Source organism: Microcoleus sp. CAWBG640 (assembly GCF_020883015.1).
GTDB classification, from domain to species: Bacteria; Cyanobacteriota; Cyanobacteriia; order Cyanobacteriales; family Microcoleaceae; genus Microcoleus; species Microcoleus anatoxicus.
The window spans coordinates 50161-62842 of sequence record NZ_JAHRFC010000006.1 but is presented as its reverse complement, the minus strand read 5'-3'; the positions used below and the strand labels follow the sequence as shown (position 1 = coordinate 62842).

At 43.7% G+C, this 12682-nt stretch carries 10 protein-coding genes; 5 read left to right on the top strand and 5 right to left on the bottom strand.

The window, feature by feature from the left end:
• Positions 1 to 87: 87 nt before the first annotated feature.
• The 4 genes from AAFP11_RS05140 (at position 88) to AAFP11_RS05125 (ending at position 3019) form a co-directional block, all read left to right on the top strand.
• Positions 88 to 504 (top strand): hypothetical protein, encoded by a 417-nt coding sequence (locus AAFP11_RS05140; RefSeq protein WP_341731938.1) that lies wholly within the window; start codon positions 88 to 90, stop codon positions 502 to 504.
• Positions 505 to 584: 80 nt separating this feature from the next.
• On the top strand, positions 585 to 1601 hold the full coding sequence (locus AAFP11_RS05135) for a saccharopine dehydrogenase-like oxidoreductase (protein WP_341736046.1): 1017 nt from the start codon (positions 585 to 587) through the stop codon (positions 1599 to 1601).
• A 166-nt stretch (positions 1602 to 1767) separates the two neighbouring features.
• Positions 1768 to 2370 carry a Uma2 family endonuclease gene (locus tag AAFP11_RS05130; protein ID WP_341736045.1) on the top strand — a complete coding sequence of 201 codons (603 nt, stop codon included), beginning with the start codon at positions 1768 to 1770 and terminating at the stop codon, positions 2368 to 2370.
• Positions 2371 to 2536: 166 nt separating this feature from the next.
• Positions 2537 to 3019 carry a hypothetical protein gene (locus tag AAFP11_RS05125; protein WP_341736044.1) on the top strand — a complete coding sequence of 161 codons (483 nt, stop codon included), beginning with the start codon at positions 2537 to 2539 and terminating at the stop codon, positions 3017 to 3019.
• 127 nt (positions 3020 to 3146) lie between these two features.
• Here AAFP11_RS05125 and AAFP11_RS05120 read toward each other — a convergent pair whose 3' ends face one another.
• The 3 genes from AAFP11_RS05120 to AAFP11_RS05110 all read right to left on the bottom strand — a co-directional run bounded on the left by AAFP11_RS05120 (position 3147) and on the right by AAFP11_RS05110 (position 8088).
• Positions 3147 to 3275, bottom strand: coding sequence for a hypothetical protein (locus AAFP11_RS05120; protein WP_341736043.1), 129 nt, complete (start codon positions 3273 to 3275; stop codon positions 3147 to 3149).
• Between the two features lie 78 nt (positions 3276 to 3353).
• Positions 3354 to 3560 carry a hypothetical protein gene (locus tag AAFP11_RS05115; RefSeq protein WP_341736042.1) on the bottom strand — a complete coding sequence of 69 codons (207 nt, stop codon included), beginning with the start codon at positions 3558 to 3560 and terminating at the stop codon, positions 3354 to 3356.
• A gap of 160 nt (positions 3561 to 3720) precedes the next feature.
• Positions 3721 to 8088 (bottom strand): caspase family protein, encoded by a 4368-nt coding sequence (locus AAFP11_RS05110; protein WP_341736041.1) that lies wholly within the window; start codon positions 8086 to 8088, stop codon positions 3721 to 3723.
• A 229-nt stretch (positions 8089 to 8317) separates the two neighbouring features.
• Here AAFP11_RS05110 and AAFP11_RS05105 point away from each other — a divergent pair, with 229 nt between their 5' ends.
• Positions 8318 to 8569: a hypothetical protein gene (locus AAFP11_RS05105; RefSeq protein WP_341736040.1), complete on the top strand. Its 252-nt coding sequence runs from the start codon at positions 8318 to 8320 to the stop codon at positions 8567 to 8569.
• Positions 8570 to 8782: 213 nt separating this feature from the next.
• On the opposite strand, the gene AAFP11_RS05100 is transcribed toward AAFP11_RS05105, so the two are convergent.
• Positions 8783 to 10456: a GUN4 domain-containing protein gene (locus AAFP11_RS05100; RefSeq protein WP_341736039.1), complete on the bottom strand. Its 1674-nt coding sequence runs from the start codon at positions 10454 to 10456 to the stop codon at positions 8783 to 8785.
• 52 nt (positions 10457 to 10508) lie between these two features.
• Positions 10509 to 12635 carry a caspase family protein gene (locus tag AAFP11_RS05095; RefSeq protein WP_341736038.1) on the bottom strand — a complete coding sequence of 709 codons (2127 nt, stop codon included), beginning with the start codon at positions 12633 to 12635 and terminating at the stop codon, positions 10509 to 10511.
• Between the last annotated feature and the right edge of the window lie 47 nt (positions 12636 to 12682).

Below are 12682 nucleotides of genomic sequence, written 5' to 3'. Positions count from 1 at the left end.
TACACTAGGTGTCGGTCAGTATGACAAATATATCAACCGTCTTGAGGGTTGCCCGATCGCATCTACTTAACAAGGGAACATAAAAAAATGACTCGTCCTCAAAGTGTTACTATTCTGGCAATTTTACAGCTAATCAGTGCTGTTTTTAGTCTGCTTGATGGCTTATTTATCTTATTTTTTGCGGGAATTTTTGGTGGCCTCGGTGCTGTTGTTGGTGGCGCGAAAGTGGGCACTGTCATCGGGGGGGTTATTGCCATATTTGCCGCGATTAGTCTGATTTTAGGAGTTATTTCTTTAGTTTTAACTTGGGGTTTGTTTCAACTCAAAACTTGGGCTTGGACAGGAACATTAATTGTCCATGTAATTGCTACCCTTGCACAGGTGGCGAAAATGTTTGGTAGTGGTGGTACTGCGGTCAACTTTTTGACTCTGGGTTTTGCGATCGCTACAATTTACTACTTACTGCGATCGGAAGTTAAACAGGCTTTCGCGATCGCACCATAAGCCACATTATTTGATTATTCCCTTCTCACCCGTCCCCAATTGACCGATAATGGAAAACTGTCCAATATCAAGAAAGTCCCATGAATACAAAAAAAGCTACAGATTTAATTAACCAACCAATTCGAGTAGGTGTCTTGGGTTATGGCGGACTCGGCCAAGCAGCCGCCCGTTTACTCGCTCCCAAACGAGAAATGCTCTGGGTTGCCGCCGCAGACCAAAAAGGTTACGCTTACGCCGCAGAAGGCTTGAATTCCAAAGAGTGCGAGGCAATTTATAAATCTCAAGGTTCTTTAGGTTATTTGGAACCAGCGGGAATTTTGTGCGATCGCAGCATTCAAGAACTCATCCAAACAGCCCAAGGAGTAGACGGCTATTTCCTCGCATTACCAAATCTTCCCAACACATTCATGGCATCGGTAGCCAGACAATTTATCGAATCCGGCTGGAAAGGAGTATTAGTAGATGCCATCAAACGCACCAGCGCCGTCGAACAAATTCTCGCCCTCAAAGACGAACTCCAAGCAGCAGGAATCACCTACATGACAGGCTGCGGTGCTACACCTGGGTTACTCACAGCAGCAGCAGCATTAGCAGCTCAAAGTTACGCAGAAGTTCACAGCGTTAAAATCACCTTTGGAGTCGGAATTGCCAATTGGGAAGCTTATCGAGCCACCATTCGCGAAGACATCGCACATTTGCCCGGTTATGATGTACCAAAAGCCCAAGCTATGACTGATGCAGAAGTTGAAGCGCTGTTAGATAGCACCGACGGTTTATTGAAGCTGGAAAATATGGAACACGCTGATGATATTATGTTGGAATTGGCTGGAATTTGCGATCGCGATCGAGTCACAGTCGGCGGCATCGTCGATACCCGAAATTCCAAAAAACCTTTGAGCACCAACGTCCAAATTACCGGCCGCACCTTCGAGGGCAAAATCTCGACTCACACCTTTACATTAGGCGACGAAACCAGCATGGCAGCCAACGTTTGCGGCCCCGCATTCGGTTATCTGAAAGCTGGTGTAATGCTGCAAAGAAAAGGCATTTCTGGCTTATTCACCGCCGCTGAAATCATGCCTCAATTTGTCAAGTAAGCTAAATAGGAATTACGCGCTACCATCCAAGAAACCGGGTTTTTATCAGTATTAAAGACTATAACCAGTATTCTCGAAAAAACCCGGTTTCTGGCCACCCACTGCGATCCAAAAAAGTTCAGGTATTCTGTCACTAATTCACACCTACACCAATTGAGGAAAAACCATGACAACCCTGCTAATTCCAACCCAAAGCGTCCCATTGACGATCGATCTCCCTGCGATCGAACCAATGACTGTTGAACAGTTCTATGAATTCTGTCTAGCCAATCGCGATTTGAGAATCGAACGTACCGCCAACGGGGAAGTTATCATTATGTCACCAGCCTTTTCAGATACAGGTAATCGAAATGGTAAGATTGCCCTACAACTGGGGAACTGGGCAGAAAAAGATGGCACAGGTGAAACGTTTGACTCCAGTGCAGGCTTTACCCTGCCCAATGGAGCAACCCGCTCCCCCGATGCCTCGTGGATTAAACTAGAGCGCTGGAATGCCTTAAGTGAGGAACAAAAAGCCTCATTTGCACCGATTTGTCCAGACTTTGTGATTGAATTACGGTCTTCTAGCGATACTCTCAAAGGATTGCAAAACAAGATGCAAGAATATATTGACAACGGTGTATCACTCGGCTTGTTAATCGATCGCAAAAACCGAAAAGTTTACATCTATCGTCCCGATCGAGAACCGGAAATCTTGGATAATCCCGAAACAGTGAGCGGCGATCCAGAGTTAACAGGATTTGTCTTACGGATGGCCAAAATCTGGTGAATCATTGTCTGCTGGAATAAGTTGTGGTGCGATCGCAAACAGATTAATAAAGCCCCATTGACTCCGTTAGCGGAGCCCTCGAAGAGGATCGATCGCAATTGATACGGTTTCTACAACAAAGCAATAATCAGAAATACTCTTGTTAACTAAAGTTTGGAGATAAGCAATGACAGAATTTGAAGACATTGTGGCAAGTTTGTGGGACTTGGATGATGATGTATTGGCTGCTCAGCTAGGCGATCGTGCACAAGCTATAGAGGATGATGTTGCTGGACGTGGAACAAGAGGGGTAGACCCAGCTTCGTTGGAATCTATTGATGTGAGCATTGCGGCTAGAGCATCGATCGATCCAAGATTTCTAGAAGCGGGTAAGCGGTTGTTCGATCGCGTGAACCCCTCAGCTTACGAACTTATGTGCAAACCCCTCGGAGGAGACAATGCAGATACTCAGAAGATTTTAGATGAAATAATCAATCAGAACTATACCAAAGCGGCTGGGATGTTGGCTCCTGTTTTAGTCAATGGAGTTGGGTTAGCTCCTGCTGTTGCTACTCTTGTTGCAACTTTAATTATCAAAAAGATTGCAAATACTGGTGCTAAAGCAATTTGCGAGACTTGGGAGAAAAGTTTAGTAAAACCTGCAATCTGAGCTATTTACAAAGATTGGTAATACAGTCCTGGACGCACTCCGACTCCTCGAAACCGGGTTTTTTACCAAATCTGCGCGCTGTAACGCATCTTCTCGCAAAAAACCCGGTTTCTGACCACCCGTGCGTCTAGGGTGTCATAAAAACTCTGTGAGGCGATCGCACTTTTGTACTCAGAGGTTTTGTTGGGCGATCGCACTTATCTACCCATATTTGACGAATAGCTGCTACGCCGTTAAAAACTTTTATCTTTTCCAACTACTTTTGGCACATTGTCGCATAGGTGGCGATCGCTCTTGAGATTGGGATCAAAATTAATTGTCACAATCACTCAATCTATCCTCCGAGTTTTCTAATTTCCTCTCGCACTAATTCGGCTCCTGCCGTCTCATTACAGCTTTCCAAGAGCCGCAAAGCTTCTCGAAATTTTTTTGTAGCTGTTGTTTTATCGATATCAGCAATTGCCCTAGCCTCGTCGTACAAAGCGCTAGCACTTCGGTATTTGGGATCGTTCCCATGTGTGGAATAAATTGGTAGTGGCATATGCGTTAAAAATTGAATTTTGGATCTGAACTTGTGAATTTCAATATCACACTAACATGATAGTATGATTATCAAACTATTTTTTATGTAAAAAAATGTTTCAATTATAAATTTCCCCAAAAAATCTTTCTTTGTCAGATTACATAATTAGCGAGTTTAGTTAGTTTTGGTGGCAAATATTGATCGGAGTAACATTTGATTTATTCTTCAAATAGTCATGCAGCCAACTGCAACTGTGCTGGAGTAAATCATCCAAATCCAAGTTCCAAAGAATCACTTTTTCTGGATAGACAGCCGAACCCATTATTTTACCATCCTGACTGAAACTGACATCAAATATATAAGTCTTATCTCCTTGCAAAGTTGCTAGCAGAGTGCCATTTAAATTCCAAAGCTTAATCTCTCCATCACTACTTCCTGAAATTAAATTTTCACCGATAGGACTAAACTTAGCTTTTGAAAAACCTTTTTTGTCGTCATTCTTAATATTTTTAATTAATTGGTTATTTATATCCCAAATTCTTACAGTCATGTCGCTGCTAGCGGTCGCAAGCATCTTACCGTTAGGACTAAAATTGACATCTAAAACTGCATCTTCATGACCTGGAAAAGTTTTGACTAATTTCCCATCCAAACTCCAAAGCTTCACTGTTCTGTCATCACTAGCTGAGGCAATGGTTTTGCCATCAGGACTAAAGCTCACGCTTTTAACCTCTTTATTATGACCCACAAAAGTTTTGAGTAATGTAAGCTTTTTATCTAGTTCCCAAAGCTTCACTGTGTTGTCACTATTGGCTAAGGCTATTTTTTTGCTATCGGGGCTAAAGCTCATACCTAAAACACCATTTTTATCCTGTTTGAGAGAGTTAATTAATTCACCCTTAAGGTTCCAGAGTTTTAGTGTTCGATCCTTACTAACAGAAGCAATTGTTTTACCATCAGGACTAAAATTTACCTTTAATATTTTCTGATTGTCTGCTTTAAAAGTCCGCCACCACTTGCCATCTCTATGCCATAACTTCACAGTACCATCCTTATTTCCTGAGACAATTATCTGACTGTCTGGGCTGAAACTAAGGCTAGTACCTTGTAAAATTGTCGGTGATACCATACCATTGCGGCTCCAGATATATACAGATTGATCTGTACTCGCTAAAGCAATCATTTTGCTGTCTGGGCTAAAACTAGCTTGACTGATAGTTCCGTTAGTAATTTCTATATTTTGCAGTTTTTGGCCATCTTTTAGGTTCCAAATTTTAACTGTACGATCGCTACTGGTAGAAGCGATTGTTTTGCCATCCCGACTCACATCCAAGTAAAGTACATCATCGGTATGACCTTTCAAAGTGCGGATTTGTTGACCTTTGAGATTCCAAATTTGCACGGTATGATCAGCGCTAGCCACCGCAATTGTCTGGTTATCCACAAAGCGTACTCCAAAGAATTTTTCAGTACCTTTTATATTATTGACTAGCTTATAGTTTTTTACATTCCAGAGTTTGATAGTCTTATCCAAACTTGCCGAAGCAAGAATTTGACCATCTGGACTAAAATTCAAATCCCTAACTTGATCGTTATGTTCTGGAAAAGTTGAGAGTAGCTTGCCATTGTAATACCAAAGCTTTACGGTATACTTTCCTCTGGCAGTGGCATTTGTAGCAGTTGCGATAGTTTGTTTATCAGGACTCAAACTAACAGCCGCAATTCCTTCTTTGTCTGTTATCGATCTGAGCAATGTGAAAGTGTTATTATGCTGACGCTGCCATAGATTTATGGTTTTATCAGAGCTAGCGGAGATGAGAATTTGACCATCGAGACTAAAGCTGACACTAAAAACCCCGTCTTTATGCTTTGTGAGGGTTTGAAGTATACTACCATCGCGCCGCCACAATTTGATGGTACTGTCGGCACTTGCTGAAGCAATCACCTCACCACCGGGGCTAAAAGCTACACTCTGAACAGCCCCACCATGTCCCTCCAGGCGGTTGCGCTCCCTCATATCGTAAACTATCTTCCTTAAAGCAAGGATGACTCGCATCTTGGTGTCTTCCCTAACCACAAATGGAAACATATTTTTCAGACGTTCTCCAGCTTTAATACCTTCTATGAGGGCTTCTAACTCATGCTTAGAGGCTAAACGCTCTTCTGTTAAAGCAGTAGAAGCTTCAAGTAATCTGTTTTGGGCATCAATAGCATTATTAATTGCAATCCCAGCCACACTACTCAATACTAGAAATGCAGCATTTACCAGGCTCCAACGGGTAATACTTTTGTTACGTCTTCGCTTAATACTTTGTCGCGCAAACTCAGTTTCTAACTGGTTCAACCAGTTGTTGTTTTGTGAGCTAAGTACCTCTTTTTGCAACACATCCAAGTAAGGGTCAACATTCCAAAGAAACCGTGGCTGTTGTTTGCTTTTCCAATCCACCGCAGCAGGTGTCAACCGCCGTTGCAAAATTAAACTCTCTTCCTCCTCTTTTACCCACCTCAGCAACCTTTCCCACCCCCGCACCAAAGCATCATGGGCCGGTTCCACATAGGGATTCCCCTCTGCATCTTGCCCTTTCACTAACAACCTGGCTGTGCTAAAATGCTCAATTACTTCTTTAACTAAACTATTTCGATCGGGCGGATATTCCAATTCCGATAACGGGACTTGTCTACGCGCTAACTCACCCCCGCCCAGGGCTACCATCCGCAGCATCACATCACGAATAACTTGGCTATAAGCTGGATTTTCTTGAACTAACGCCTGATATTCCTCATCAGCCCTTTGAGTCAGTGATAGGATGACTCCTCCCAATTCTTGATAATCTGCTTGAGTCAGCGCCCGGTCAATTGTTATCCCTTCGTTTCCTGCATCCCATTGTCGCTTTAAATACTTCAGATAAAGTTCGCTCAATGCAAAAGAAAGCAGAGGCAATGCTCCCGGCATATCCGCCACTTCATTAATTAATTGTTCTACTAAATCGTGAGGTTGAAAATACATTACCCGTGTTTCGGCGGGTTTCTCAATCGCTTCCCTCAATTCCTTTCGTGTCATCGCGGGGACAATAAATCGTCCGTTGAGCCAACGACCTTTAAGCACTGTATTTCCTACGTTATAGCCTGTGGGGATAAACTGTAAGCCAGCATCGCGGACTTGGGGTTCAAAGTCAGAACGTAGGCTTAACACTACCCGTAATTTATCCCGATGGGCGTTAATTGCTTGAAGTATTTGTTGGAAAAATTCCTTGCGCTCATCCTCATCTTGACAGAGTGTAATAATTTCTTCGCTTTGGTCAACAAACAGTAATAACTTAAAATTGGGGTGTTTTTTCGCCCAAACATCAATGCTCATTACCAGGTTATGCTGTGGATTTTGTGGATCTACCTCTGGTAATTGAATTTGTTTCAAAGCATTATTTAAAGCTTGCAAGGGAGTCTTACCAGGACGGATGGGTGGCAAAAAATACCATTTTTCAGTTTTTTCTTTCCGCAGTTTAGGAATTAATCCGGCTTTTACCAAACTGGATTTACCAGAACCCGAAGCACCTAAAACCACTGTTAGATGATTAGTTTTGACAAAATTTTGTAACTTTTCTATTAGTTCGTTTCTACCGAAAAACAGTTTGTTGTGTTCCTCTTCAAAGGGTAACAAGCCGCGATAGGGATTTTTGGAAACATCTAATGGTGGTGCTGGAGGTAGATTTAGGGCGTGTCCTGGTGTCAGGAAAATATACTCGCCTTTATCGTGTTTGTTGAGGGAATGAATCCCTGGCGTCTGACGAATAGCCCGCGCTTCTGTGGCAATTTCAACCCGATCGCGCAAATACACATAGAGTTCAGTTGCCGTAATTACACCATCCCCCGCAGGCTTACCTGGTTCTGCTGGTGGAAAAGCATCGGCTTTACCCTCAAGTGCTTCTATCAACGCACAAGCAAACGGTGAATGGCTTCCGATTTGTCCGCGATCGTCTTTCAGGTTAAAAGCATCCCATGCAGATTGATCGTGGGAAGCCGAAGTTAAAACTTGCCATGCTGGGTCTTGAATGAAGCGATCGTAACGTTCTTTGTGGAGTGTACCCAGTTCAACAGGAATCGCTTTGCGTAGACTTGACCAGCGAAAAGCACCCGCAAAACAACAGTCAAGAATACCTAAAAAGTGACGACAAGGAAGTTGAAGCAAGGCTTTATTCACTTCTGACATGGGCAGGTAAGTGCTAACATTGCCCAAGCGAGCATCTTGGGGAACCAGATAGCCTTCGGGGCCATCCTCGCCGTTGAGGGCAATCCCATGTCCAGCGAAGTAGAAGAGGAAGCGATCGCCCTCCTGAATTTGTTTGGGCAGTTCTGTCTCTAGCACCTGCCGAAGCTGACTGAGGGTAGCTGCGCGATCGAGGAGCAGGGTAACGGTGTAGTGATGCTTGCTTTCGAGGATACGAGCGATTTCGGTCGCGTCGCTGACAGCAGTTGTGAGTGGAGAGATGCCGTTATCGTAGTCATTGATGCCAATGACCAGGGCATAGCTATGTTGAAAGTTTGACATATGAAGCCGCATTCTATAAATTTCTATAATAGTGATTGAGTTGCCCTACACTTCAGTCCTACTCTAGAAAAGTAGAGATTCCGCTAATTCATACATAACAAATCTCTACAGTAACAGGATAATTTAATAATTTATTTAGAAAAGTATCCGGAATTCACTGCTATTCTTGTGTAGATTATTTTATGGAACCCTCAGAGCTTTTGCTTATTCCCTTAAGAGATTATATATTATGAAGCACAAATTTTTTGCTCCAATGTTTTTGGTGAGTTTTCTCTCCGTTATCTTGTTCAAGCTAGAAGCAGCAAATGCACAATCTTCTGCTATTAAAGCCATTCAAACCAACGCAGATGATGTCGTAAAGAACGCACCGAGTATATTGGCATTCATTATGGCTTTATTCACTCAGAATCCAGTGTTAGGGATTGTACTTGTTGTCATTATTCTCTTTATTGCCGGAAATATACTTTCACAAGCATCTTAAGCAAATCTTGCTTGGCTGAGATACTTGAGGGGTATATAGAACCCATTTGAGATCTATTGCTGTTACTGTAAGCCTTATGCCAGATGGATTTCAGCTTTTTTACCACGCTCGCCACATGATTGCTCGTCTTGTGGCTATTGAGTTATGTGAGACGGCTTGTTTATCCGCCTTATTTTTTAAGAAAAGATGTCAAATGGGTTCTATATCGGGAAGCTACAGTTTGCAATCTTCCAGCCGCGCAAAAAAAGCGGAAAGACAGCTTGCTTGCCTTCCCGTCTCAAGCCAATTCCAATGAGCAGGCGCAGGGAGTAAACCTTTAGGGAGGCCTCTAAACTCTTTAGAAGATGTCCCTGGAGTACCAATGCAACTGAAACGTTCGTAAATTTGCTCAATACAGAGGATTTTGTCTCCACTCCACCACCCAACAGCTCCCTTTCTTATCTGAGCAGAACCACAGGCTCGGCAGAAGTCACGTATGATGTGCTTACTCTCGGCAGAGCGGCTTACAGTTTCCCAAGCTTGTTTTTGAATCGCAAAGCTAAAGCGTCCAGCGCTATACTTCACCCAAAGCTGATTAATTGTACAGAGATCAAGACAGGGAAATCTAACACAATCTTCTAGCCTCAGCCAACCTTGTTGGGATCTGTTTACTACACTCAGCAATACTTGCATTGTTTCCTTATCTGCTTCTGCCCATCTTCCCTGGCTAAGGAGATTTTGCAGTTTTGTGTAGTCAATTCCTCTTTCAGAGCTTAGATCATCAACCAGATTTTCTTCAACTGTTTGTTCTAGTCTTAATAAATCAAAGACTATTCTAGAAATTTGCTCACTTTCTCCATCTGTCAACTCTAAATTATCTTTCAGATCCTTTAATTGCTTTTGGATTGTTTCATTAAATGGGTAGTAACCTTTCTGAAGAGTCTCGGTGAGAATTTGTCTGTAGCTTTCCTTGGCTTGCTCAATTCGATCCAACTCCTCTTGTAGAATTATGTTTGCCTCTTTCTCAGAGAGTCCCCCTACCTTGGCAAGAGTAGCAAGCTGATACTCTTCTATCGGCGTTAGGTCCCGATCGGCCAGAAATTTTTTGACTCGGTCTCGATATTGATTGATAGACTCTACCCTACCTGTGTTTTGGTCTGTTCGCAGCTGCTCAGGAAGCGAGCCTATCTGAATAGTAGTAGGTGCAGGAGAATCTCCTGGATTTTCTAGACAACTTGTTTCCTTTCTCAGCAAAACCGGAATAAGATGGTCGGCAAGAGGTTCAAACTTCTCCTTAGCACCCTCATGATCAACAGGAGTTGCTTTGCGTCCTTTCGGGAAAGAATTGGCAAGCTCAAAGTTAATCGCACTCCGCCCAAATTGAAATGCAACATCGATTGGCTTACCATGGTACAATCCATCATAAAATCCCGTAGCGAATGCGATCGCGGCATCATCTCGCACCTCTTGCCTCATACCGATAACATAATCGATATGCTTAACAATTGCTTTTGCCTGCACCTCCGCATAGCAAGCATTGAGCAGCACACACTTCACTTTAGGAAATAGCTTGAACAGTTCCGATAGAGCCTCAGCAGTTGCTGGCTTGGGTTCCCCCTTCTGCCCAACCAGCACTAATCCTGCTTGTCCTTCCCCATGCCCAGAAAAATGCACAATATCTGGGTCTTCTCTCAGCAATGCTCGCCGTAACGCGTCTGAGTCAACTGCCCATTTCGATACAAGTTGAAACTGATCGCGCAGCTTTGAGAGCTGCAAGCTATCATCTATCTTTTTTAATTCTTCATCCAACTTGAGCTTGGTAGTTCCTGGAGGATTTGCAGCAAGGAATAGGATTTTCATGAGGATAATGGTTTTATAATTAACTAGACTAAGAATGAGGCTAAGCAAGCGATTGTAGTAATACTCTGTTTCATGCTATTAAATAGCCCCATTCATAAAACTATCGTACCACCTTAAGCTGAATCTCCTTCGTCGTCCATTCCTGACTGGGATCGAAGATTGCTGAGGCTCTGAATCCTTCTGGAAGTTCATCAACATCAGCACCAACCGCAGCTAGAAGCTTCCCAAGGGGATTATCTGCACGGGTGAATGTTGCCGCCTTTTTTGCAATCTCCTGATCTAAGGAGGGCAACTCCAGCCAACGGAAATCATTCTGCCTAATAGTGGCAAAAATTTTTAGAGTTTCTCCTCCCTTAGAATATCTTGCAGTATCCGGTAGCTTAAAGTTGAGTGGCAGCAAAATCTCTTGATTGGGATTAAACGGATAAAAAATTCTTTCCTGACTTTCTAGTTGGATGCGGGAAACTGCCCAGTTTGGTTCGAGATCTAGCACTGCAACGTTTAAAACTTGAGAGGAAGTATTTTTGATTCGCAAGAATGCATTTTCACCAGATTTTACCACTAGATAACTTGTATCGGCAAAAGGCTGTGGTTTTTTAGTCATTCCCGGTCGCCAATTTGGCTGAGTAAGCAACTCCACCTCTAACTGATTAGTCAAGTCAGAAAATTGATTACTCAACTCTTGAATTGCCTGATATTTTGCCAAGTGTACCAGACGCTGCACCACCTTTTTCGGAGCATCAGAATCCTCAATCTTCAGGGCAGGTAGTAGGTTTTCAATGGGTGTGCCAACGCAAATTTCATATTCACCGTGTTGGTTAACCGCAACCTGATAATCTTCCTTCTGTTGTGCATCCGCCAGTTTCAACCAGCCATTTTCTGCGAGTGCCTTTTCAACTGCCTTCAGTGGATCATCTTGCTTATCTGCAATATCTTGAGGCAGTTCATTTTCTTTCTCACCCACCTCTTTTTTGAAAAGTCGTACTCCACGCACTAGATCCACAGGGGCTGACAGCATCACTGCCTGAGAACCTTGCTCAATCTTGTCCTGACGCAGAACCTCAACTACATCTGCCCAAGCATCCGAAGCACCAACTCCGGCAATCTCAACGATTACCAATTGCTTGTTTTTCTGAGTAAAATCTGTCGTGCCAAACGCATAGATCGCAAAGCGAGCGCCTGAACTGAGACCATTTGCCATCCCCGCATCCAGCCGGACTTTCTTGGCGACTCTCTTCGTTTCTGAGTCTGTCTCCGTAACCTCTTCCTCAATCACCTCCAGCACATTCACGGCATATTGTAAGGAGCCACGCTCAACTCCGAAGACAAAGCGATCACTCTCGCCCAACAGCATAGGCATCTGCTGAGGGAACTTGCTTTGAATCTTCGCACCGATGCGATCGTGCAATGTCTTGTAAGTCAATCCTGAAGGGCTACTGGTCAACGTATCGATCATCCAGTACGTCAGTGCCCCATGCCGCTGCTTGCCACTCACCGCATACTCGTAGGCATACTCACTAGGACGACAAGCAGCTAGCAATACGTAATCTCTAGGTTGAGGAAGCCAGCGTCCTGGGGTAATACTTGCAACGGTTCCATCAGTCAGGGCCTGCCAGTTTTTAACCAACTCTTGACGCGGAGCAACCAAACTTTCCAAGTTTCGAGATGCCGTGTCGGTTTCTCCAGTTCCTCGAATTGCAACATCGTCGCCTCGAGTTGCTCCTCCAGAGTGGCAGCTATCCAACACAACCGTAACAATCAACCCTTTTTCTGTCATCCGCTTCAACAGCGTCGCCAATTCTACATCCCGCAGGTAGCGACCCCCTTCATCGCCAACATCAATTGGCACAATGCCTTCATCAGGTTGGTCAGCCCCCTTCAGTTCTGGATAGATGGTTGTTGCCCGTCCTCCATGCCCAGAGTAGTGGATGTAAACCTGTTCTCCTGGTTGTGCTATCTCCGTAATGGCCTTAAAGTTCGCCACAATATTTTCATAAGTTGGTTCCGGGTCTTTGGTTTCGATTGTTTCAGCGACTTCAGGATTCGGAGAAGTCAGCTTAAAAACCCGTTCTGAGGGAATCCTCAGCGTCTTCAGGAGGTAGTCCGCTACAAGGTTAATGTCACGCACGGCTCCTTTAAGATTCTTGTACAATCGATTAGGCTTATAGCCGTCAATGCCAATTAATAAGGCGTAAATGTTGGGTGTTTGCTCAAGTTGGTTAGCCATTTTTACTTTATCGCTCCAGCGTCTTTGTGTAATTCAGGGCATTGCTG